The organism is Clostridium sp. ATCC BAA-442 (assembly GCF_964239415.1).
Taxonomy (GTDB): domain Bacteria; phylum Bacillota; class Clostridia; order Oscillospirales; family Oscillospiraceae; genus Flavonifractor; species Flavonifractor plautii.
Window position 1 is genome coordinate 1 of record NZ_CAXSQB010000024.1, and the last position, 19,615, is coordinate 19,615.

The following is a 19,615-nucleotide window of genomic DNA, read 5'->3' on the forward strand; positions in this document are numbered from 1 at the left end:
CCCCCCCCCCCCCCCCCCCCCCCCCCCCCCCCCTCTTCTGTTTACAGAGTTTGAGAATGACCGAGATCCACCTCGGGCATCAGTTCTTGGTTGATAATAGTGAGCATCTCTTCCAGCTTGGCGCACTCCTCCGGGGAGAAACGCTGCCGGATGCGCTCGGTCACGGCATGGACGTAGTCGTTGCTGATGTTGTAGTAGTCCTTGTATTTCTGGGTGACCTGGAGGTGGTACTCGCGCTTGTCGTGGGCGGACTGGATCTTCTGCACATAGCCCTTGCGGATCAGGCTGTTGATCTTATAGGCCGCGTTGGGCGGCGAGATGCGCATAAAGGAGGCGAACTCGTTGATGGTTGGGCAGCCCAGGGCCTGGATGGTCTCCATGGCGAAGGTCTCTACCGTGGTCAGGCTGGCCTCGCGGTTTTGAAAGCGCTCGAAGATCTCCTGATAAAAATGAAGCTTGAATTTGGTATACACGATTTCAAATTTCTGTTCCAACATGCCGGCGCCCCCGCATTGTCATATTTTTTTCATTTTATCAAAAAGCGGAGGGAAGGGCAATCACAAATCTTTGGCCAAGGCAAAGGTAAGCTCTGCCGAAACGGCCAGTTGGCCGCCCACGGTGGCTTTGGCCTCAGCGACAGCTACCGGGCCCTTCTGCTTTAGAATGGTGCACTCCAGCTCCAGTACGTCGCCGGGGGTGACCTGGCGGCGGAAGCGGGCGTTTTTGATGCCGCCGAACAGGCCGATCTTTCCCTTGTTCTCCGGCATGGACAGCATGGTCACGGCCCCCACCTGGGCCAGGGCTTCAATGATGAGCACGCCGGGCATCACGTGGTACTGGGGGAAGTGGCCCTGGAAGAAGGGCTCGTTGACGGTGACGCATTTGATGCCCTTGGCCCACTTGCCCACCTCGCCGTCCACGATGCGGTCCACCAGGGCGAAGGGGTAGCGGTGAGGGATGATCTCAGCGATCTGGTTGGAATTCAGCTGCATCATGGCTCAGCCCTCCCACTTCTTGAACAGCACGCAGGCGTTGTGGCCGCCGAAGCCCAGAGAGTTGGACAGGGCATACTCCACCTGCTGCTCCCGGCCCTGGTTGGGGATATAGTCCAGATCGCAGGCCGGGTCGGGCACCTGGTAGTGGATGGTGGCGGGCAGGAAGCCGTCCCGCAGGCTCAGGGCGGTGAAGATGGCCTCCACCGCGCCGGCGGCCCCCAGCATGTGGCCGGTCATGGCCTTGGTGGAGCTGACGGCCAGCTTGGCGGCGTGGGCGCCGAACACGGCCTTGATGGCCTCGGTCTCCCCGGAGTCGTTGAGGGGGGTGGAGGTGCCGTGGGCGTTGATGTAGCCCACCTGATCGGGGGACGCCCCGGCGTCGGCCAGGGCCAGGGCCATGGCGCGGGCGCCGCCCTCCCCGTTGGGGGCGGGGGCGGTGATGTGGTAGGCGTCGCAGGTGGCGCCGTAGCCCACCACCTCAGCATAGATCTTGGCGCCCCGGGCCATGGCGTGCCCGTACTCCTCCAGCATCAGCACGGCCGCACCCTCGCCCATGACGAAGCCGCTGCGCTCGGCGTCAAAGGGGATGGAGGCCCGGCTGGGGTCATCCCCCACATGGAGGGCCCGCATGGAGGTGAAGCCGCCGATGGACAGAGGGGTGATAGCGGCCTCGGCGCCGCCGCAGAGCATCACCTCGGCGTAGCCGTCCCGGATGTGGCGGAAGGCGTCGCCCACCGCGTTGGAGCCGCCGGCACAGGCGGTTACCGGGCAGGTGCACATGCCCTGAAAGCCCGCCATGATGGCAATGAAGCCGGCGCCCATGTTGGCGATGGTGGTGGGGATATAGAAGGGGGAGGCCCGGTCAAAGCCCTTCTGGGAGCAGCGCAGCTCCTCGCTCTCGGCCATCTCGATGCCGCCCACGCCGCTGGAGACGATGACGCCGCAGCGGGTGAGATCCTCCTTCTCCCGGTCCAGGCCGCTGTCGGCCAGGGCCTCCTTGGCGGCGGCGGCGGCCAATTGGGTGTAGCGGCTCATGTGCCGCACATCCTTCTTGTCCAGCACGGTGGTGGGGTCCCAGTCCTTGACCTCGGCGGCCAGGTGGACCTTCTGGGCGGAGCAGTCATACCGGGTGATGGGGCCAATGCCGCACACCCCGTCCCGGACAGCCTGCCAGGTGTCGGCGGCGTTGTGGCCCAGGGGGTTGACGGTGCCAAGGCCGGTAATCAGCACTCTGCGTTTTTCCATAATTGCGTTCCTCCTCACATGCCCATTCCGCCGTCCACCTGGAGCACCTGGCCGGTGATGTATCCGGCCTCCTCGGAGGCCAGGAAGGCCACAGCGGCGGCCACGTCCTCCGGGGTGCCGGGGCGGCCCGCCGGGATGGCGGACAGCATGGCCTCCCGGGCCGCGTCGGGCAGGGCGGCGGTCATATCAGTGGCGATATAGCCGGGGGCCACCGCGTTGACGGTGACGCCGCGGCCGCCCAGCTCCTTGGCCAGGGACTTGGTCATGCCGATGAGCCCCGCCTTGCTGGCGCAGTAGTTGATCTGGCCCGGGTTGCCCCGCAGGGCCACCACGGAGCTGAGGTTGACGATGCGGCCGTAGCGGGCCTTCATCATGGGCCGGGCGGCGGCCTTCATGGTGAGGAAGGCCCCCTTGAGGTTGGTCTCGATGACCGCGTCGAAGTCCTCCTCCTTGAGCATCATGGCCAGGTTGTCCCGGGTGATGCCCGCGTTGTTGACCAGAATGTCCAGGGAGCCCAGCTCCTTCACGGCGGTGTCGATGAGGGTTTTTACGGCGGCGGGATCGGCCACACTGCCCTGGACGGCACGGGTCTGGACGCCCAGGGCCTCCAGCTCCTTTCGGGTCGCCTCTGCCGCGGCGGTGTTGCCCGCGTAGGAGAAGGCCACGTTGGCCCCCCGGCGGGCCAGCTCCAGGCAGATGGCGCGGCCGATGCCGCGGCTGCCGCCGGTGACGACGGCGGTTCTTCCGGTAAAGCTCATAGCGTTATCCTTTCAGCGCGGCGGAGAGGGCGTCCAAATCGGCGCAGGTCTCCACGGCGTAGGTCTTGATGGCGGGAGCGGTCTTCTTGACAAAGCCGCTGAGGGCCTTGCCCGGGCCGATCTCCACGATGGTGTCCACCCCCAGCTCGGCCAGGCGGCGGATGGTGTCCTCCATGTAGACGGAGGTCTGCACCTGCTTCTCCAGCAGGGCGGGGATGGTGTCCTCCGGCCCCATCTCCCGGCCCAGACAGTTGAAGAGCACGGGGATGCGCATCGCGCCGAAGGTGGTCTCCTTGAACTTCTCCCGCAGGGCATCACCGGCGGGGGCGAGGAGGGAGGTGTGGAAGGGCCCGCTGACCTTCAGGGGCAGGCAGCGCTTGGCGCCCAGCTCCTTGGCCAGTGCGGCGGCCTGGTCCACGGCGGCCTGCTCGCCGCCGATGACCAACTGGCCGGGGCAGTTGTAGTTGGCGATCTCCACCACCCCCGCGCCGGCGGCCTGCCGGCATGCCTCCTGGAGCTTCTCGCGGTCCAGGCCCAGCACGGCGGTCATGCCGCAGGGGCGGCCCGCCGCGGCCGCGGCCATGGCCTTGCCGCGGAAGGCGGCCAGGGAAATGGCCCGGGAGGCGGTGAACACCCCGGCGCACTGGAGGGCAGAGTACTCGCCCAGGGAGAGGCCCGCGGCGTAGTCCGGGACAATGCCCCGCTCCGCCAGCAGGGCGGTCATGCCGGCGGCAAAGGCCACCATACAGGGCTGGGTGTACTCGGTCAGGTTCAGCACCCCGTCGGGGGCGGTGAACATGGTGGTTTTCAGATCGAAGTCCACGCCGGCGGTGTCCAGCACGGCGCGGAAGGCGGGATGGGCCTCGTAGAGATCGGCCCCCATGCCGGGGTGCTGGCTGCCCTGCCCGGCGTACAGAAAGGCCAGACTCATTCGCTCAGCCCCTTTCGCACGGCCGCATATCCGGCCATCAGCTCCTCAAAGATCTGCCGCAGGGGACGGATCTCGTGCACCATACCGGCCACCTGGCCGGCCATGAAGCTGCCGCCGTCCACGTCGCCGTCGAACACGGCCTTCCGCAGGGAGCCCAGGGTGAGCTGCTCCATCTCCTCCAGGGGGACATCCTTCTTCTCCATGCGCAGATATTCCCGGGCCATCTTGTTCTTGAGTACCCGCACCGGCGCTCCGGTGGAGCGGCCGGTGACGGTGGTGTCGTTGGCGCCGGCCTTGAGCACGGCCTGTTTGTAATTGGCGTGGATGGGACACTCCTCGCTGGCCAGCAGGCAGGTGCCCACCTGGACGCCGCAGGCCCCAAGGGCAAAGGCGGCGGTGAGCTGCCGGCCATCAGCGATGCCGCCGGCGGCGATGACGGGGACGCTCACCGCGTCCACCACCTGGGGCACCAGGGCCATGGTGGTCAGCTCGCCGATGTGGCCGCCGCTCTCGCAGCCCTCGGCGATGATGCCGTCGATGCCATAGCGCTCCAGCCGCTTGGCCAGAATGGGGGCGGCCACCACGGGGAACACCTTGATACCCGCCTCTTTCCAGGCGGGGACGTATTTGCCGGGGTTGCCCGCGCCGGTGGTCACCACCTGCACCCCCTCCTCTGCCACCACCTTGGCCAGAGCGTCGATGTGGGGGTTCATCAGCATCAGGTTGACGCCGAAGGGCTTGCCGGTGTTCGCCTTGGCGGCGCGGATCTCGGCCCGCAGGGCCTCGGCGTCCATCCCGCCGGAGGCAACCAGGCCCAGGGCACCCGCGTTGGACACGGCGGCGGCGAACGCTCCGGTGGCGATGTTGGCCATGCCGCCCTGGATGATGGGGAACTCAATCCCCAAAAGCTCGTTTAATTTCATAGAAACTCCTTATGAAACGCCTCCACGAAAAAGCCTCGCAGAGTTTCCCCGCCCGCAGGCGGGGAAATAAAATGAAATCCGTTTTCGGACGCGATATGTGCGTGGACGAAAACACTTCTCAGCCCACAAGTGTGAGTGTTATCCGGCGAAGCCGGACAAAACTTGCGCGCAGGGGCTGCATCTCTCTCCAACAAGCGGCTCTGCCGCTTGTTGGAAGCTACGCCAGCTCCAGCAGAGCCCCGGCCCAGGTCAGCCCGCCGCCGAAGCCCACACACAGGGCTTTCTGGCCGGAGGTGATGGCCCCGCCGCCCACCAGCTCGTCCAGCAGCAGGGGAACGCTGGCGGCGGAGGTGTTGCCGGTGCGCTCGATGTTGCCGGGGCACCTGGCCGGGTCGATGCCCAGCTTCTTCACGGCAAAGTCGATGATGCGCTGGTTGGCCTGGTGGAACACGAAGAGGTCGATGTCCTCCGGGGTAAGGCCGGTCCGGTCCAGCACCTCCCGGGCACAGCGGGGCACAGCCTCCACGGCGAAGCGGAACACCGACTGGCCGTCCATATGGACATGGGGGGGCGCGGCAGTGTTGACGCCGGGGACGTAGAGCACCTCTGAGTTGCCCCGGCAGCCCAGCACGGCGTGGAGGGAGGGGTAGTTTGCCCCCCACTCCACCAGGGCGGCCCCGGCACCGTCGCCGAAGAGCACACAGGTGCTCCGGTCGCCAAAGTCCATGACCCGGCTGAGGATTTCCGCCCCCAGTACCAGGCCGTACTTCCGGGGGGTGGAGGCCAGCAGGCACTCGGCGGTGTGCAGAGCGTACACAAAGCCGGAGCAGGCGGCGTTCAGATCAAAGCATATGGTATCCTCCGGAAAGCCCAGCTCCTTTTGGAGCAGGCAGGCGGCGGCGGGGGAAAGAAAATCCGGGGTGACTGTGGCCACCAGGCAGATGCCGATTTCGCCGGGGGCGACGCCGCCCCGCTCCAGTGCCTGCCGGGCGGCGGCCAGACAGAGGGAGGTGTGGCTCTCGCCGTCGGTGCAGTAGCGTCGGGAGCGGATGCCGGTGCGGGTGGAGATCCATTCGTCGTTGGTATCCACGATTTTGGCCAAATCATCGTTGGTCACGACCTTTTTGGGCACGGCGGAGCCGGTGCTGATTAACTTAATCCCGTTCATGTACGCTCCTTTCTCAGGGCCTTCGCGCCCATCGCGCGGAATTTTTTATAGCGCCCGGCGGCCAGAGCCGGACCGCTGAGCTTGCCCAGGGCATTGAGCTCCTTGACCAAGGCGGTGTCCAGAGTCCGGAACAGGGCGGCGGGGTTGGTGTGAGCCCCTCCCTCGGGCTCAGGAATGATGCGGTCGGCCACCTCCAGCTCCAGCAGGTCGGCGGCGGTGAGCTTCATCACGCCGCAGGCCTCGTCGCTGCGGGAGGCGTCCTTCCACAGGATGGCGGCAAAGCCCTCCGGGGAGAGGACGGAGTACACCGCGTTCTCCAGCATGAGCACGCGGTTGCCCACGCCCAGGGCCAGGGCGCCGCCACTGCCTCCTTCCCCGGTGACCACGGAGACTACAGGCACGGTGAGACGGCTGGACAGGGCCAGGGTGCGGGCGATGGCCTCCGCCTGGCCCCGGGCCTCGGCCTCCAGGCCGGGGTAGGCGCCGGGGGTGTCGATAAAGGTGATGACGGGGCGGCGGAACTTCTCCGCCTGAAGCATGAGCCGCTGGGCCTTGCGGTAGCCCTCTGGTGAGGGCATGCCGAAGTGGAGGGACAGGTTCTCCTCCAGGGAGCGGCCCTTCCGGTGGCCGATGACGGTCACCGGCTTGCCGTGGAACAGGGCAACGCCGCCCAGGATGCTGCCGTTCTCGGCGCACAGGCGGTCGCCCCGCTGCTCAAAGAAATCGGTAAACAGGTGCTTGATGAAATCTGCCGTGCCGGGGCGCTCCGGGTGGCGGGCCAGGGCCACCCGCTGGGCGGGGGTCAGCTTACTTGCCATGCGCGTCGCCCCCCTTTCCATGGAGCTTCAGCAGATGGAGCAGGGTGGCGCGCAGCGCGTCCCTTGGAACGATGGCATCCAGGAAGCCGTGCTCCAGCAGATATTCGGCGCTCTGGAAGCCCTCGGGGAGCTTTTCGCCGATGGTCTGCTCAATCACCCGCGGGCCGGCGAAGCCGATCAGGGCGCCGGGCTCGGCCAGCATGATGTCCCCCAGGCTGGCAAAGCTGGCGGTGACGCCGCCGGTGGTGGGGTGGGTGAGCACCGAGATGTAGAGGCCGCCCTTCTGGGAGAACCGCTCCAGGGCGGCAGAGGTCTTGGCCATCTGCATCAGGGAGAGGATACCCTCCTGCATCCGGGCCCCGCCGCTGGCGGAGAAAAGGATGAGGGGGAGCTTGTACTTGTCGGCGTACTCCACCAGCCGGGTGACCTTCTCCCCGACGGCGGCGGACATGCTGCCCATGAAAAAGCGGCTGTCCAGGGCGCCCACGGCCACCCGCTGGCCGCCTATGCGGCCGGCGGCGGTGACCACGCCCTCGTTCATGCCGGTGCGGCGGCGGGCGCCGTCCAGCTTGGCCTCATAGCCGGGGAAGTCCAGCGGGTTGTTGGAGGCCAGGGGGGCGTCCAGCTCCCGGAAGGTACCCTTGTCCAGAATGAGGCTCAGGCGGTAATAGGCCCCCACGGGGTAGTGGTGCCCGCACAGGGGGCAGACATAGCGGTGGCCTACCAGCTCCCGGCGGGGCACCGCCTTGCCGCAGGCGGGGCAGGCCTCCTCGGTGTGGGCCGGAGCGGGGGAGGAGCCCCGCAGGGCCTTGAGGGAGAGGAGCTTCTGGCGGCGCTGTGCAAAGACGCTGCTCATACCTCACGCACCTCCCCGCTGCCGCTCCAGGCCAGAAGGGTGTCCATATGGGCCTCTAGAAAGCCGGTGGAGTAGTTGCCCCGGACGAAGTCGGGGTGGTGGAGGATCTGGTGGAGCAGGTCGGTGTTGGTAGCCGGTCCCTCAATGACCAGCTCCTCCAGGGCCCGGCGCATCCGGCGGATGGCCTCCAGCCGGGTGGGGGCATAGACGATCAGCTTGGCCATCAGGGAGTCGTAGTAGGGGGGCAGCTCGTAGCCGGTATAGAGGCCGGTGTCCACCCGCACGCCGTAGCCACCGGGCAGGTGGAGGAAGTCGATGCGGCCGGGACAGGGCTGGAACCCCTTGGCCGGGTCCTCGGCGTTGATGCGGCACTCGATGGCGTGGCCGCGGAACAGGACCTCCTCCTGGGTAACCGAGAGGGGGAGCCCGGCGGAAACGCGGATTTGCTCCCGCACCAGGTCCAGGCCGGTGACCAGCTCGGTGACTGGGTGCTCCACCTGGATGCGGGTGTTCATCTCGATGAAGTAGAACTGGCCGTCGGGGGCCAGCACGAACTCGATGGTGCCGGCGTTGACGTAGCCCGCGGCCCTGGGGGCCGCGGCCGCCGCGCCCATCCGCTCCCGCAGCTCCGGGGTCAGGGCCTTGGAGGGGGACTCCTCCAGCAGCTTCTGGTTGCGCCGCTGGATGGAGCAGTCCCGGTCGCCCAACTGGATCACGTGCCCCTGCCCGTCGGCCATGATCTGGAACTCGATGTGGCGGGGGTTGACGATCAGCTTCTCCAGGTACATCTCCCCGCTGCCGAAGCAGGCCAGCGACTCGCTGCGGGCCTCTTCAAACAGGGGGATGAGCTGTTCCGGCTCATACACCCGGCGCATCCCCCGGCCTCCACCGCCGGCGGAGGCCTTGATGAGCACCGGGTATCCAATGGAGTCGGCCAGGGCCTTGGCCTGCTCGGCGGTGTCTACCGCCCCGTCGGAGCCGGGCACCACCGGCACCCCGGCGCTCTGCATCAGCTTCCGGGCGGCGGCCTTGTTGCCCATGGCGCGGATTACGTCGCCGGAGGGGCCGATGAAGGTGATGCCGGCGGCCTCGCAGGCGTCGGCAAAGTCGGCGTTCTCACTGAGAAAGCCGTAGCCGGGGTGGATGGCGTCGCACCCGGCGGCCTGGGCCACGGTGAGGATGGCATTGACGTTTAAATAGCTGTCTGCCGAGCGGGCGGGGCCGATGCAGTAGGCCTGCTCCGCCAACTGGACATGGAGAGCCTCCCTGTCCGCCTGGGAGTAGACCACCACGGGCTCGATCTCCAGCTCCCGGCAGGCCCGGAATACCCGGACGGCGATCTCGCCCCGGTTGGCAATTAAAATGCGCTTGAACATGGGCTCACCCTTCCCGGTAGCGGAGCAGCGGCTCCCCGAAGGACACCAGGGCCCCGTCCTCCTGAAGGATCTCCTCGATGACGCAGTCGCAGGGGGCCTGCACCTCGTTCATCATCTTCATAGCCTCCATCAGACACACGGTCTGACCCTTTTTCACATGGTCGCCCACCTGCACAAAGGGAGCAGCATCGGGGGCGGAGGCGGCGTAGAAGGTGCCCACCAGGGGGGCGGTGATGCACTTGTCCGCAGGCGCTGGAGCAGCCGCCGGCGACACAGCGGCCGCGGGGGCGGGCACCGGGGCGGCGGCAGGAATGGGAGCGGCCGGGCCGCCCTTGCCCAGCTCCAGGGAGAAGTCCTTGGTGGAGAGCTTCAGGGTGGTGGCGGTGCTGGCGTCAAAGCGGGCCATCAGCTCAAAAATCTCTTGATTGGTCATAACGGCTCCTTTCGGAAAAAAGGCACCGGCCTGCACCGGTGCCCAGGTTCCTTATTACTCAGCGTGATCCTCCAGGTACTTCACCAGGTCGCCCACAGTCTTCATGTTGGGCAGCTCCTCGTCGGCAATGGTCACACCGAACTCCTCCTCCAGAGCCATGGACAGCTCCACGGCGGCCAGGGAATCGGCCTCCAGATCCTCCGCCAGGCGGGCATCGGGGGTCACCTTGTCGGCGTCGCAGCTCAGGGTTTCCACAATAATCTCTTTAACCTTCTCAAAATCCATGACAGATTCTCCTTGCAAAATTACTTCAATCATTTTACTTAAAATTTTTTAAATAAAATAATTTAAGCATATTTTAGCAGGTCATTCGCATTTGTCAAGAAAAAAGTTTGTAAAATAATGGGTTCAATTGGGGTGAGCCCTTGAGCGGCAAGGTGTTTTGCCCGAGAAAAAAGTTGTAGGGTCCCCTTGCGGAGGCGGGCAAATTGCAGTACGATAGCGGAAAAGGAGGAATCATATCGTGAAAGTATTTATTAGCGCGGATATTGAGGGAACCGCTGTTACCGCCACACGGGAGGGCTGTCGGCCGGGGGAATTTGAGTATGAGCGCAGCCGGAAGGAGATGACGGCGGAGGTGGTGGCCGCCGCCGAGGGGGCCCGGGCCGCCGGAGCCGAGCTGGTGGTGGTGAAGGACGCCCACGGGCCGGGGCTCAATATTCTGCCGGAGGAATTGCCGGAGTATGTCCAGCTCATCCGAAGCTGGAGCGGCTCACCGGAGATGATGGTGGAAGGGCTGGACAGCAGCTTCGATGCCGCCTTTTTCGTGGGCTATCACAATGCGGCGGGGGAGGGAGGCAACGCCCTGAGCCACACCATCAACGGCGGCGTGGTTCACCGCATCACCGTCAACGGGCAGCCCGCCTCGGAGTTCCTGATCTACAGTTGGATGGCCGCTTGGTATGGGGTTCCAAGCGTGCTCCTCACGGGAGACAAGACCCTGTGCGAGGTGGGGGCGGAGCTGCACCCCTCCCTGGTTACCGTGCCGGTAAAGGACGACGTGGGGGGACGTTCCCAGGGCCTCAGCCCAGTTTTGGCCCACAGACGGATCCGGGAGGGGGCAGAGCGGGCAGTGAAGCAGGACTTGTCCGCCGCCCGTATCACCCTGCCGGAGCATTTCCGGGTAGAGCTGACCTATAAGAGTCACCGGGATGCCTATACCAAGGGCTTCTACCCCGGCGCGGAGCGGGTGGACGCGATGACCTTGGCCTATGAGACCGGCGACTGGTACGAGGCAAACCGTTTCCTTCTGTTCGCCATCTGAGCAATGCGCCGCGTAAAGCAAAGGGCCGCCCGGTATAACCGGGCGGCCCTTTGCGTGAATGGGGGGTGTTGTTTTAAGTAGCCGCCCCGGCCGGGGCGGCAGGGCAGTCAGCCGCGGCAGCAGCCGCAGCCGCAGGAGGAGTCCTCGTCCTCCCCGCCCGCAGTATCCCAAAGGAACGCGGGGAAGGAGACATACACGGGCCAACGGGTGTTGGCAGCCGTGCCGCCGCCGGGAAAGACGGGCAGCTCGGGGAAGGAGGGCAGGGTGGTGATCCCGCCGTTCCCGGTATTGGAACCGTTCCCGCAGCAGCAACAGCAGCAATTGCGGTTCTGACCGTGACAACAACACATAGTAAGGTACCCCCATTCAAATTTGCGGCGGGCCTTCGCCCCCCACATCGACAGTATACGCCGCAGGTCCGCCGGGGGTGCCTGGACAAACAAGCGCCCCCGGCCCGCAGGGGCCGGAGGCGCCGTTCCATCCGTATGTTAGGCGGCGACCACGTTGACCGCACGCAGCTTGTCGGCATTCTTGGGATCGGGCTCCACATCATAGGTGACCTTCTGGCCCTCCTGAAGGGTCTTGAAGCCGTCGCACACGATGGCGGAGAAGTGCACGAACACATCGTCGCCGCCCTCGTCGTTGGAGATGAAGCCGAAGCCCTTGGTCTCGTTGAACCACTTGACAGTACCGTGATACATAATGGTACCTCCTGAAAAAAATTTGGAGCTAAATGACATAGAAAAAAACCCACACATTTGCCGCTCGTCTGAAGATCCGACGATGACTACAAACATGTGAGTTCAGGCCGTGCATTTAGACTACTATACAAATATAACACGAAATCCAGGCCACGTCAAGAGGAAAGAAGCGGAAGGGGGGGGGGGCAGGCGCCGCCCCCGGAGGGATTCAGAGACGCTCCTTTTCCGGATTGTCGGAAATGAGCCGCCGGATGGCCTCGTCCGGGTAGGACAGCAGCCGGCCGTATTCCCAGGCGAGCTGGCTGCGGTTGCCGCCGAAGTAGGCCCGCTCGGCCACCAGATTGGCCTTGCGCTCCTTCAGGCGCAGGTACTGGTCGAGAATGTGGCCAGCCCGGTAGAACAGGATGTTGAACTTGCCCTGATTCAGCGAGAGGGGAAAGAGGTCGGTGAGCAGCGGGGTGTCCTCTATGTAGAGCTGGTTGCCGTACTGGTGGCAGCAGGAGCGGGCAAAGGGGATCAGGGCGTCCCGCTCTGCGGCGCTGTCCATGGGATGGCTGAGGGCCAGTGCCTTCACCCCGGAGCGCACCATCTCGTTGAAGCAGTCAATCACGCCGCACTGGTAGGAATAGGGATCAATGTTCTGCATAATCAGGGCCTCCTGTCTTGTCCCCTCTATTTTACCCCACCGCTGCCCATATGACAAGCGGGTAAAGAAAGGGAAAAAAAGGAAGATGTGTCGATTTTCTACCGGGCCCAGTCCCGGCTGCGGCCCACCGCCCGGTGCCACTGCTCCAGCAGGCGCTCCCGCTGCTCCGGCGGCATGGCGGGGGAGAAGGCGGTGTCGCACCGCCACAGGCGGCGCAGCTCGCCGGTACCGCTCCACACCCCGGCGGCCAGACCGGCCAGATAGGCCGCCCCCAGGGCAGTGGTCTCCCGGATGGCGGGACGGCGGACCTCCCGATCCAGGATGTCCGCCTGGAACTGCATGAGGAAGGCGTCCCGGCTGGCCCCGCCGTCGGCCTTGAGCTGGCCCAATGGCAGGCCGGTATCCGCCTCCATGGCGTGAACCAGGTCGGCCACCTGGTAGGCGATGGACTCCTGGGCCGCCCGGGTGATGTGCTCCCGCCGGGTGCCCCGGGTGAGGCCCACCAGAATGCCCCGGGCGTACATGTCCCAATAGGGGGCCCCCAGACCGGTAAAGGCGGGTACCAGATAGACGCCCCCGTTGTCGGGCACCTTCTGGGCGTAGTACTCCGCGTCCCGGCTCTCGGGGAAGAAGCGCAGCTCGTCCCGCAGCCACTGGATCACCGCCCCGCCCACGAAGACGGAGCCCTCCAGGGCGTACTGCACCCCTCCGTCCAGCCCGACCGCCACGGTGGTGAGCAGGCCGTTGCGGCTGGCGCATGGCTTGTCCCCGGTGTTCATCAGCAGGAAGCAGCCGGTGCCGTAGGTGTTCTTGGCGTCGCCGGGGGAGAAGCAGCCCTGGCCGAACAGGGCGGCCTGCTGGTCGCCGGCCATGCCGGCGATGGGGATGCGCACGCCCTGTATGTCGGTGTAGCCGTAGACCTCGCTGGAGGGGCGCACCTGGGGCAGCATGGCCCTGGGAATGTCCAGGGCGGAGAGGAGGGTGTCGTCCCAGTCCAGGGCATGGATGTCAAAGAGCATGGTGCGGGAGGCGTTGGTGACGTCGGTGGCGTGGACGGCCCTGCCAGTGAGCTTCCACAGCAGCCAGGCGTCCACCGTGCCGAACAGAATCTCCCCCCGGCGGGCCTTTTCCCGGGCCCCCTCCACATGGTCGAGCACCCACTTGATCTTGGTGGCGGAGAAGTACGCGTCGGGAACCAGGCCAGTGGCGGCGCGGATGTGCTCCTCCAGGCCGTCGGCCCGCAGCCGGTCCACCAGCTCCGCCGTGCGGCGGCACTGCCAGACGATGGCGTTGTAGATGGGCCGCCCGGTGGCCCGGTCCCACAAAATGGTGGTCTCACGCTGGTTGGTGATGCCGATGGCGGCGATCTCCGCCGGGTTTACCCCCGACTGGGCGATGACCTCCATCATTACCCCGTACTGGGAGGACCAGATCTCCATGGGGTCATGCTCCACCCACCCCTCCCGGGGGTAGAACTGGGTGAACTCCTTTTGCGCCACGCCGAGAATGTTCTGCTCCCGGTCAAAGAGGATGGCGCGGGAGCTGGTGGTGCCCTGATCCAGAGAGAGAAGATAGGTGCCCATAGCGAAGCCTCCTTTTAGAAATTGAGGGTGAAGCGGTCCCGCCGGACGGTGAGCACGCCCTCCCGCTGGAGGGCGCCGATGGTGCGGGACAGTGCGCTGCGGTCCACGCAGAGATAGTCCGCCAGGGCCTGCCGGTCAAAGGGGACAGTGACGGTGGCGCGGCCTGTCCGGGCGGCCTGCTCCTCCAGATAGGAGAGCAGCCGCTCTCGGATGGTGCGGCCGGACAGGTGCCCCAGCTTGACCGCCAGAGAGAGGTTTTTCTCCGCCAGCACCTGGAGCAGGTTGGAGATGAGCCGGGTGTGGAAGGTACAGGCGGCGGAGCAGGGGGCGGAGATGCGGCCGCAGTCGATGAGCAGCACCGCCGCGTCGGCGGCCGCCGTGACGGTCACCGGCAGGCTCTCCGCCCGGGCGCAGGCGAAGGACTCGGCAAAGAGGCCGCCGGGGCGGATCTCCCCCATGACCACTCGCTGGCCGTCGGCCTTGGTCCGGCTCACCTGCACCTGGCCAGTGAGCACCGCCCCCAGGTGGGTGGCGGGGTCGCCGGCATGAAAGATCACATCCCCCTTGGAGTACTGCCGCAGCCGCGCTCCCAGACAGTCCAGCATGGACAGCAGCTCCCTGTCCCCCATGCCGTGGAACAGGGCGACCCTCCGCAGGGCCCCCAGATAGGCCTCCATGGCGCCCTCCCCTCTGTTGCAAAAGCAACCCGTTTGCCTTATGGTAGCAGAAAAAACGGATGAAGGCAAGAGAAAGCCGCCGCCGTCTTGCAAAATGGGGTGGAAGCTGGTAAGATAGGGACAGATTTGACAGAAACGGCGGTGAAGGTATGACAGGTATGTTGGCCGTTGGCGTGCTTCTGATTGCCCTTGGCGTGGTCTTTCTCGCGGTGCCTCTGGAGCAGCTCCAGAAGGTGTTCCGGCGGATGCGCTCCCGGATTGGAACCAAAATCGGCGGTGCGGTGCTGGTGGCAGCCGGTATCGCCCTGGCCCTGTACTGACATGGATAAGGCAGGCAGTAGGATAATCCTGAGCTCAGGAAGATCACATATATGTGAGGAATCGGCCATGTTGAAAATCGGTACCTTTTCCAAGTTGTCCAGGCTCAGCATCCGCATGCTGCGCCGCTACGACGAGCTGGGGCTGCTCCAGCCCGTCCACACCGACCCGTTCACCGGCTACCGCTACTACCGCGAGGAGCAGCTCACCACGGCGGGGCGCATCGCCGCCCTGCGGGACATGGGCTTCGGCCTGTCCGCCATCGGGGCGCTGCTGGAGGACGGCGGACGGGAGGAGCTGGACCGCCGCCTGGCGGAGCAGCAGCGGGTGCTGGAGGCCCTCCTGGCGGAGACGAGGCAGCGGCTGCGCCTCCTGGAAACGGCCCGTGCACAGTTGAGAAAGGATGAAAGCACCATGGAATACAGCGTTACTCTGAAAAATCTGCCCCAGCGGCGGGCGGCCTGCGTCCGCATGACCCTCCCCAGCTATGAGGCCGAGCACCAGCTCTGGCAGGTGATGGCCCGGGAGACCGCGCCCTTGAGCCTCCGGCTGGAGGAGCCCTGTCTCTGCTCCGTCACCTATTACGACGGGGAGTACCGGGAGCGGGAGGTGGATGCGGAGGCGCAGAAGACGGTCCGGGGAGACTACCCCGACACGGAGCACGTCCGCTTCCGCACCCTGCCCGCCGTGACGTTTGCCTCGGCCACCTTCCGGGGGCCCTACGACAAGATCCGCGCGGCCAACGCCGCCGTGGCCGCTTGGGTGCGGGACAACGGCTATGCCTTTGACGGCCCGGCCTTCAATATTTACCACGTCAATCCCAGCGAAACCGACGACCCGGAGGAGTACGTCACCGAAGTGTGCTACCCGGTGAAAAAGCGGGCGTAACACTTCATGCGCACAGGATCTGCCATGAAACGATGCAAAGGCTCAGGCGCATGAAGTGATTGCGCATGTGGGCGGTCCCGGCCCATGCGCTGTCATCTCATGACCATGCCGCGGTAAGAGGCCCAGGCTTATGCCTGGGCCTCCCGCTGTCAGCCCTCGTAGACCTCCTTCGCCATACGCAGGGCGGCCCAGGCCTTGGGCCATCCCGCGTAAAAGGCGGCGTGGGTGAGTATTTCCGCCATCTCTCCGGCGGTGACGCCGTGGCGTTTGGCGTTGGCAATGTGAAATTTCAGAGAACTGTCCAGAATGCCGCCGGCCATCAGGGCCGTGACGGTGACGATGCTGCGGTCGCGGGCGGAGAGAGCCTCCTCCCGTGCCCACACCTCGCCGAAGAGCACGTCGTCATTGAGTTGGGCGAATTTGGGGGCAAAGCCCTCTAGCTCGTCCCGGCCCGCCGTTATCTTTTGTTCCATAAAAGACCTCCTACTGATTATCTGTCCCGCCGGTCAGTGCCTCCAGAGCCCGATAGGCCGCCGCGTCCACCGGCTCACACCACTCGTTTTGGGAACCCTCCCCAGGGACCTCGACGGCCAGGTGCTGAAAGGCGCTGTCCACTGCCGCCCCGTGCCAGTGCTTGACATTGGGCGGGATATTCACCACGTCGCCGGGACGGAGCGCCCGGGGAGCTTCGCCCCACTCCTGATACCACCCCCGTCCAGCGGTAACAAGCAGAATTTGCCCGCCGCCGCGGGCGGCGCGGTGGATGTGCCAGTGGTTGCGGCAGCCCGGCGCGAACGTGACGCAGCCTACGGGTACCTGCTCGGTGGAGAGCATATTCAGATAACTGGTGCCGTCAAAGTAAGGGGCAAAGGCGGTGTTCTCCGCCCCTGCGTGGAAGGGGCTGGTGCGGTTGAGCTCTTCCAGTGTCATGGTGCAATCTCCTCTCCGGCCAGGCGGATATTCCACCTGCGGTTGTTTGCTCCTATTTTAAGCCGGGCTGGCTTGACAGGGAAGCGCCGATTTTGTACCATGGTATCAACCAAAAGTTTGAACGGAAGGGAGGAGCGGCCATGTTCAACCCCCAATTGGCCACCTTTGTCTGCGTGGCCGACTGCGGCAGCTTCAGCCAGGCGGCGGAAAAGCTCTACCTCTCGTCCACGGCGGTGATGAAGCAGCTCAACGCCCTGGAGCGGCACCTGGAGCTGAAGCTGCTGGAGCGCACAAGGCGGGGGACCGTCCTGACCCCGGCGGGAGAGGTCATTTACCGCTACGCCAGACAGATGTTCGCCGACTCGGACCGGGCGCTGCGGGAGGCGCGGGCGGCCGCCCAGGCGGCCCGGTCTGCCTTTTGTGTGGGAACCTCCATCCTCAATCCCTGCCGGCCCTTTATGGACCTGTGGTACCGCTTCTGCGGGCACTTCCCCGGCTACCAGCTCCACCTCGTCCCCTATGAGGACGACCACCAGGGGATTTTGGGAGAGATCGGCGCCCTGGGAGAGAAATTTGACTTCCTTATCGGTGCCTGCGACTCCCGTCAGTGGCTGGACCGCTGCAATTTTCTCCCTCTGGGGGAGTATCGCCACTGCATCGCCGTCCCCCGGGGACACCCCCTGGCGGGGCGGAAGGGGCTCACCCTGGCAGAGCTGCATGGGGAGACCCTGATGATGGTGAAGCAGGGGGACTCCCCTTCAGTAGACCGGGTGCGGGCCGCAGTGGAGGCCCATCCGCAGATCCATATTGAGGACACCCCGCAGTTTTATGACATGGAGGTGTTCAACCGCAGCGTCCAGACCGGCCACCTGCTGATGAGTCTGGACTGCTGGACGGAGGTGCACCCGTCCCTGGTGACCCTTCCGGTGGATTGGAACTTCACCATCCCGTACGGCCTGCTCTATCAGCTCCGGCCCGGCGCAGATGTGGCCCGGTTTGTGGCCCTGGTCCGGGGGGACGGCCCCGCATAAGAAGACAGCGCGCCCGCCGGATTTCCGGTGGACGCGCTGTTTGGCCAGAAGGGGGACACGGGCTCCGCCTCATAGTCCGGTGCGGTAAAGGGGGATGACGTTGATGACGGGCTCCTCATAGGGGTGGGCCCGCTTGACGGCCGCCACGGTCTCCTCCACGCGGTCCGTCCGGCAGGTGACCTCCACCTTGAGCTCCGGCGCATGGCATGCCTCACCCACCCTGCCCAGATAAGGGGCGGTGCCCGCCAGGGGGCGCCAGACGCCGATGACAGGGCTATAGGAGAGACAGCGGTCGTACCGGCCGATATGGCCCGCGTCCACCGACCACAGGGCCTGCTGAACGGCCTCCAGGTGGCTCTCAGGGAGATAGATTTCCAGCTTGCAGAACTCAAATTCCATGGCCCCTCACTCCTCCCGGTATTCCGGACACTGGTAGCGGGGCTTGCCCCGGCTGGCCCTGCCGTACTCAATGGCTCCGGCAGGACATCCGCAGATGCAGGCCATACAGTGGGTGCACCGGTCCCCCCACACAGGGCGGCCGTCCCGGAGGCGGATATTGTTTTCCACACAGACTGCGGCGCATTTGCCGCAGCCCACGCAGGCGCTGGTGGAGCGGAAGGGGCCGGCCTTGATGATAAAGCGGTAAAAGAAGGCGTTCACCGGTCCAGATTTGAGCTTGTCGATCGCTCCGCGCCGGACGGGCGGGAGGGACTCGCCCCGGCGGATGCGCTCCGCCCCCTCCTCCAGCCCCGGCACCGCGGCTGCCACGATGGCGTGGGCCTCCTCCGGCCCGGGAGCGCGGAACAGGGCGATGTAGTTCTCCGGCATGACAACCGGCAGAACGCCGCGGTAGGTGAGGCCCATGTCCCGGCAAAGGGCCTCCAGCCGGGGGATGGGATCGCCGATTTCCGCCCCGCAGGTCATGACAAAGTAGGCGTCCCGGCTGCCCGAAAACCGGCCGCCGCGGAGCAGGGCCTCGAAAATGCGGGGGAGCTGCCAGCCGTAAGTGGGAGACACAAAGACCCACGGTGACCGGGAGGTGAGGGCGGGAAAGCGGCCGTCCCGCAGGAAGGGAAAGGCGTCCACCGCCTCATCCCCCAGCCGGTGGGCTAGCCATTTGGCGCAGTAGCGGCTGTTTCCCGTGCCGCTGAAATAGAAAATCATCAGGAGCGCTCCTTTTATAAACGGTTATTTCATTTGCTCCAACACATCCGACTCCCAGCGGTGGAGGGCCGCAAGCTGCTCCGGTGTGTGGAACCAGTGCTCGCCGCCCTCCAGGACGGTGAGTGCTCCGCCGAACCGGCGGGCGAAGTCCTCTACCGCCGCCCGGCGGAGCATGGCGTCCCCGGAGGCGTACAGCAGGGCGGTGGGAGTGGGCCAGCGGGACACCGGATGGGCGCGGACATACTGGAGGTAGGGCCAGGAGAGGGTCTCCCCGAAGGGAGTGTCCAGCTCGCCTGCTGCCTCCAGTTGGGCCTCGCTGACGCCGGCCCACCCCATCATGTCTCGGATGAGCCCCTCCATGTCTACCACCGGGGAGACGAAAAGCGCCTGCTCCAGACGCTCCCCGGCGAAGGCCAGCAGGGAGAACCAGGCCCCCAGACTGGTGCACCGCAGGGCGGTATGCCGCCACTGCCCTTTGGCATAGCCCAACAGCGCCCGCAGCTCGGGCGCTGCGTGCCAGGGGTCCAGGGGCACCCCGTCCCCGCGGCGTGTCCCGTGCTCCGGCAAGTCGGCCGCCAGCACCTGCCAGCCCCGGGGACAGGCGAGGGCGGCAAAGTCCTCCGCCTCCTCCTTGCACCCGCCCTTGCCGTGGACATACAGCCAGACCCGGTCGGCGGGAGGACCATAGAGGGCGGCCTTCAGCCCGGCCGCCTCCAGCTCAGTTAGTTCCATCGTTTCCTCCTCGTGTGCCCGGCAGCTTTACCGGGCAGGATACTCTATTATAACACAAACCTGGAGAAAATGCTTGACTTTGACGCTGCGTCAACTGCTATGCTGTAGAAGAAGGGGG

General features: G+C 65.6%; 26 protein-coding genes. 4 read left to right on the top strand and 22 right to left on the bottom strand.

Features of this window, described 5'->3' with window-relative positions; translation table 11 throughout:
- Positions 1–41: 41 nt before the first annotated feature.
- The 12 genes from ACESY8_RS11295 to acpP form a co-directional block, all read right to left on the bottom strand.
- Positions 42–497, bottom strand: coding sequence for a MarR family winged helix-turn-helix transcriptional regulator (locus ACESY8_RS11295; protein ID WP_009259866.1), 456 nt, complete (start codon positions 495–497; stop codon positions 42–44).
- A gap of 60 nt (positions 498–557) precedes the next feature.
- The gene (gene fabZ / locus ACESY8_RS11300) at positions 558–995 is read right to left on the bottom strand and encodes a 3-hydroxyacyl-ACP dehydratase FabZ (RefSeq protein WP_007488094.1); all 438 of its coding nucleotides are present in this window, start codon (positions 993–995) and stop codon (positions 558–560) included.
- 3 nt (positions 996–998) lie between these two features.
- The gene (gene fabF, locus ACESY8_RS11305; protein WP_054338369.1) at positions 999–2,240 is read right to left on the bottom strand and encodes a beta-ketoacyl-ACP synthase II; all 1,242 of its coding nucleotides are present in this window, start codon (positions 2,238–2,240) and stop codon (positions 999–1,001) included.
- Positions 2,241–2,254: 14 nt separating this feature from the next.
- The gene (gene fabG / locus ACESY8_RS11310; protein WP_138308394.1) at positions 2,255–2,998 is read right to left on the bottom strand and encodes a 3-oxoacyl-[acyl-carrier-protein] reductase; all 744 of its coding nucleotides are present in this window, start codon (positions 2,996–2,998) and stop codon (positions 2,255–2,257) included.
- A 4-nt stretch (positions 2,999–3,002) separates the two neighbouring features.
- Positions 3,003–3,929 (bottom strand): ACP S-malonyltransferase, encoded by a 927-nt coding sequence (locus tag ACESY8_RS11315; protein WP_054338368.1) that lies wholly within the window; start codon positions 3,927–3,929, stop codon positions 3,003–3,005.
- Positions 3,926–4,852: a DUF561 domain-containing protein gene (locus ACESY8_RS11320; RefSeq protein WP_044939552.1), complete on the bottom strand. Its 927-nt coding sequence runs from the start codon at positions 4,850–4,852 to the stop codon at positions 3,926–3,928. Before ACESY8_RS11320 ends, ACESY8_RS11315 begins: the two co-directional genes overlap by 4 nt.
- A gap of 217 nt (positions 4,853–5,069) precedes the next feature.
- Positions 5,070–6,020, bottom strand: a complete 951-nt coding sequence (locus tag ACESY8_RS11325; RefSeq protein ID WP_054338367.1) for a beta-ketoacyl-ACP synthase III — start codon at positions 6,018–6,020, stop codon at positions 5,070–5,072.
- On the bottom strand, positions 6,017–6,838 hold the full coding sequence (locus ACESY8_RS11330; protein ID WP_035298655.1) for an acetyl-CoA carboxylase carboxyltransferase subunit alpha: 822 nt from the start codon (positions 6,836–6,838) through the stop codon (positions 6,017–6,019). The genes ACESY8_RS11325 and ACESY8_RS11330 overlap by 4 nt, the downstream gene beginning before the upstream one ends.
- The gene (accD, locus tag ACESY8_RS11335; protein WP_055180442.1) at positions 6,828–7,694 is read right to left on the bottom strand and encodes an acetyl-CoA carboxylase, carboxyltransferase subunit beta; all 867 of its coding nucleotides are present in this window, start codon (positions 7,692–7,694) and stop codon (positions 6,828–6,830) included. The genes ACESY8_RS11330 and accD overlap by 11 nt, the downstream gene beginning before the upstream one ends.
- Positions 7,691–9,070, bottom strand: a complete 1,380-nt coding sequence (accC, locus tag ACESY8_RS11340) for an acetyl-CoA carboxylase biotin carboxylase subunit (protein WP_498794744.1) — start codon at positions 9,068–9,070, stop codon at positions 7,691–7,693. The genes accD and accC overlap by 4 nt, the downstream gene beginning before the upstream one ends.
- A 4-nt stretch (positions 9,071–9,074) precedes the next feature.
- Positions 9,075–9,503, bottom strand: coding sequence for an acetyl-CoA carboxylase biotin carboxyl carrier protein (gene accB / locus ACESY8_RS11345; RefSeq protein ID WP_009259874.1), 429 nt, complete (start codon positions 9,501–9,503; stop codon positions 9,075–9,077).
- A gap of 54 nt (positions 9,504–9,557) precedes the next feature.
- A complete protein-coding gene (acpP, locus tag ACESY8_RS11350) occupies positions 9,558–9,788 on the bottom strand; it encodes an acyl carrier protein (RefSeq protein WP_009259875.1) in 231 nt (76 codons plus the stop codon).
- Between the two features lie 238 nt (positions 9,789–10,026).
- Here acpP and ACESY8_RS11355 point away from each other — a divergent pair, with 238 nt between their 5' ends.
- Positions 10,027–10,827, top strand: coding sequence for a M55 family metallopeptidase (locus tag ACESY8_RS11355; RefSeq protein WP_007488075.1), 801 nt, complete (start codon positions 10,027–10,029; stop codon positions 10,825–10,827).
- 107 nt (positions 10,828–10,934) lie between these two features.
- Here the strand turns inward: ACESY8_RS11355 and ACESY8_RS11360 are convergent, their stop codons facing one another.
- The 5 genes from ACESY8_RS11360 to ACESY8_RS11380 all read right to left on the bottom strand — a co-directional run bounded on the left by ACESY8_RS11360 (position 10,935) and on the right by ACESY8_RS11380 (position 14,434).
- Positions 10,935–11,177, bottom strand: a complete 243-nt coding sequence (locus tag ACESY8_RS11360) for a hypothetical protein (protein ID WP_044939558.1) — start codon at positions 11,175–11,177, stop codon at positions 10,935–10,937.
- Positions 11,178–11,315: 138 nt separating this feature from the next.
- Positions 11,316–11,528, bottom strand: coding sequence for a cold-shock protein (locus tag ACESY8_RS11365; RefSeq protein ID WP_009259878.1), 213 nt, complete (start codon positions 11,526–11,528; stop codon positions 11,316–11,318).
- A gap of 208 nt (positions 11,529–11,736) precedes the next feature.
- The gene (locus ACESY8_RS11370) at positions 11,737–12,174 is read right to left on the bottom strand and encodes a hypothetical protein (protein WP_007491496.1); all 438 of its coding nucleotides are present in this window, start codon (positions 12,172–12,174) and stop codon (positions 11,737–11,739) included.
- Positions 12,175–12,272: 98 nt separating this feature from the next.
- Entirely contained in the window at positions 12,273–13,757 is a 1,485-nt protein-coding gene (glpK, locus tag ACESY8_RS11375; RefSeq protein ID WP_054338365.1) for a glycerol kinase GlpK, read from the bottom strand.
- Between the two features lie 14 nt (positions 13,758–13,771).
- The gene (locus ACESY8_RS11380; RefSeq protein ID WP_054338364.1) at positions 13,772–14,434 is read right to left on the bottom strand and encodes a Crp/Fnr family transcriptional regulator; all 663 of its coding nucleotides are present in this window, start codon (positions 14,432–14,434) and stop codon (positions 13,772–13,774) included.
- Positions 14,435–14,583: 149 nt separating this feature from the next.
- On the opposite strand from ACESY8_RS11380, the gene ACESY8_RS11385 reads away from it, so the two are divergent.
- Together ACESY8_RS11385 and ACESY8_RS11390 are read left to right on the top strand one after the other, a co-directional pair.
- Positions 14,584–14,754: a hypothetical protein gene (locus tag ACESY8_RS11385; RefSeq protein WP_007491488.1), complete on the top strand. Its 171-nt coding sequence runs from the start codon at positions 14,584–14,586 to the stop codon at positions 14,752–14,754.
- Between the two features lie 67 nt (positions 14,755–14,821).
- Positions 14,822–15,640 (top strand): MerR family transcriptional regulator, encoded by an 819-nt coding sequence (locus ACESY8_RS11390; protein ID WP_054338363.1) that lies wholly within the window; start codon positions 14,822–14,824, stop codon positions 15,638–15,640.
- 149 nt (positions 15,641–15,789) lie between these two features.
- On the opposite strand, the gene ACESY8_RS11395 is transcribed toward ACESY8_RS11390, so the two are convergent.
- Both ACESY8_RS11395 and ACESY8_RS11400 read right to left on the bottom strand, forming a co-directional pair.
- Positions 15,790–16,113 (bottom strand): carboxymuconolactone decarboxylase family protein, encoded by a 324-nt coding sequence (locus ACESY8_RS11395; RefSeq protein WP_007491511.1) that lies wholly within the window; start codon positions 16,111–16,113, stop codon positions 15,790–15,792.
- A 10-nt stretch (positions 16,114–16,123) separates the two neighbouring features.
- On the bottom strand, positions 16,124–16,570 hold the full coding sequence (locus ACESY8_RS11400) for a cupin domain-containing protein (protein ID WP_226916675.1): 447 nt from the start codon (positions 16,568–16,570) through the stop codon (positions 16,124–16,126).
- A 140-nt stretch (positions 16,571–16,710) separates the two neighbouring features.
- Here ACESY8_RS11400 and ACESY8_RS11405 point away from each other — a divergent pair, with 140 nt between their 5' ends.
- Positions 16,711–17,601 carry a LysR family transcriptional regulator gene (locus ACESY8_RS11405; protein WP_009261411.1) on the top strand — a complete coding sequence of 297 codons (891 nt, stop codon included), beginning with the start codon at positions 16,711–16,713 and terminating at the stop codon, positions 17,599–17,601.
- 69 nt (positions 17,602–17,670) lie between these two features.
- Here the strand turns inward: ACESY8_RS11405 and ACESY8_RS11410 are convergent, their stop codons facing one another.
- The 3 genes from ACESY8_RS11410 to ACESY8_RS11420 are packed head-to-tail and all read right to left on the bottom strand — an operon-like array spanning position 17,671 to position 19,497.
- On the bottom strand, positions 17,671–18,000 hold the full coding sequence (locus ACESY8_RS11410) for a YqfO family protein (RefSeq protein ID WP_054338362.1): 330 nt from the start codon (positions 17,998–18,000) through the stop codon (positions 17,671–17,673).
- Between the two features lie 6 nt (positions 18,001–18,006).
- Positions 18,007–18,765, bottom strand: coding sequence for an EFR1 family ferrodoxin (locus ACESY8_RS11415; protein ID WP_434307954.1), 759 nt, complete (start codon positions 18,763–18,765; stop codon positions 18,007–18,009).
- Between the two features lie 24 nt (positions 18,766–18,789).
- A complete protein-coding gene (locus tag ACESY8_RS11420) occupies positions 18,790–19,497 on the bottom strand; it encodes an alpha/beta hydrolase (protein ID WP_054338361.1) in 708 nt (235 codons plus the stop codon).
- Positions 19,498–19,615 lie beyond the last annotated feature (118 nt).

Bases quoted from the DNA above. Each gene is read 5' to 3' on its own strand.
- ACESY8_RS11295 (WP_009259866.1), bottom strand. From the start codon at position 497: ATGTTGGAACAGAAATTTGAAATCGTGTATACCAAATTCAAGCTTCAT.
- fabZ (WP_007488094.1), bottom strand. From the start codon at position 995: ATGATGCAGCTGAATTCCAACCAGATCGCTGAGATCATCCCTCACCGC.
- fabF (WP_054338369.1), bottom strand. From the start codon at position 2,240: ATGGAAAAACGCAGAGTGCTGATTACCGGCCTTGGCACCGTCAACCCC.
- fabG (WP_138308394.1), bottom strand. From the start codon at position 2,998: ATGAGCTTTACCGGAAGAACCGCCGTCGTCACCGGCGGCAGCCGCGGC.
- ACESY8_RS11315 (WP_054338368.1), bottom strand. From the start codon at position 3,929: ATGAGTCTGGCCTTTCTGTACGCCGGGCAGGGCAGCCAGCACCCCGGC.
- ACESY8_RS11320 (WP_044939552.1), bottom strand. From the start codon at position 4,852: ATGAAATTAAACGAGCTTTTGGGGATTGAGTTCCCCATCATCCAGGGC.
- ACESY8_RS11325 (WP_054338367.1), bottom strand. From the start codon at position 6,020: ATGAACGGGATTAAGTTAATCAGCACCGGCTCCGCCGTGCCCAAAAAG.
- ACESY8_RS11330 (WP_035298655.1), bottom strand. From the start codon at position 6,838: ATGGCAAGTAAGCTGACCCCCGCCCAGCGGGTGGCCCTGGCCCGCCAC.
- accD (WP_055180442.1), bottom strand. From the start codon at position 7,694: ATGAGCAGCGTCTTTGCACAGCGCCGCCAGAAGCTCCTCTCCCTCAAG.
- accC (WP_498794744.1), bottom strand. From the start codon at position 9,070: ATGTTCAAGCGCATTTTAATTGCCAACCGGGGCGAGATCGCCGTCCGG.
- accB (WP_009259874.1), bottom strand. From the start codon at position 9,503: ATGACCAATCAAGAGATTTTTGAGCTGATGGCCCGCTTTGACGCCAGC.
- acpP (WP_009259875.1), bottom strand. From the start codon at position 9,788: ATGGATTTTGAGAAGGTTAAAGAGATTATTGTGGAAACCCTGAGCTGC.
- ACESY8_RS11360 (WP_044939558.1), bottom strand. From the start codon at position 11,177: ATGTGTTGTTGTCACGGTCAGAACCGCAATTGCTGCTGTTGCTGCTGC.
- ACESY8_RS11365 (WP_009259878.1), bottom strand. From the start codon at position 11,528: ATGTATCACGGTACTGTCAAGTGGTTCAACGAGACCAAGGGCTTCGGC.
- ACESY8_RS11370 (WP_007491496.1), bottom strand. From the start codon at position 12,174: ATGCAGAACATTGATCCCTATTCCTACCAGTGCGGCGTGATTGACTGC.
- glpK (WP_054338365.1), bottom strand. From the start codon at position 13,757: ATGGGCACCTATCTTCTCTCTCTGGATCAGGGCACCACCAGCTCCCGC.
- ACESY8_RS11380 (WP_054338364.1), bottom strand. From the start codon at position 14,434: ATGGAGGCCTATCTGGGGGCCCTGCGGAGGGTCGCCCTGTTCCACGGC.
- ACESY8_RS11385 (WP_007491488.1), top strand. From the start codon at position 14,584: ATGACAGGTATGTTGGCCGTTGGCGTGCTTCTGATTGCCCTTGGCGTG.
- ACESY8_RS11390 (WP_054338363.1), top strand. From the start codon at position 14,822: ATGTTGAAAATCGGTACCTTTTCCAAGTTGTCCAGGCTCAGCATCCGC.
- ACESY8_RS11395 (WP_007491511.1), bottom strand. From the start codon at position 16,113: ATGGAACAAAAGATAACGGCGGGCCGGGACGAGCTAGAGGGCTTTGCC.
- ACESY8_RS11400 (WP_226916675.1), bottom strand. From the start codon at position 16,570: ATGACACTGGAAGAGCTCAACCGCACCAGCCCCTTCCACGCAGGGGCG.
- ACESY8_RS11405 (WP_009261411.1), top strand. From the start codon at position 16,711: ATGTTCAACCCCCAATTGGCCACCTTTGTCTGCGTGGCCGACTGCGGC.
- ACESY8_RS11410 (WP_054338362.1), bottom strand. From the start codon at position 18,000: ATGGAATTTGAGTTCTGCAAGCTGGAAATCTATCTCCCTGAGAGCCAC.
- ACESY8_RS11415 (WP_434307954.1), bottom strand. From the start codon at position 18,765: ATGATTTTCTATTTCAGCGGCACGGGAAACAGCCGCTACTGCGCCAAA.
- ACESY8_RS11420 (WP_054338361.1), bottom strand. From the start codon at position 19,497: ATGGAACTAACTGAGCTGGAGGCGGCCGGGCTGAAGGCCGCCCTCTAT.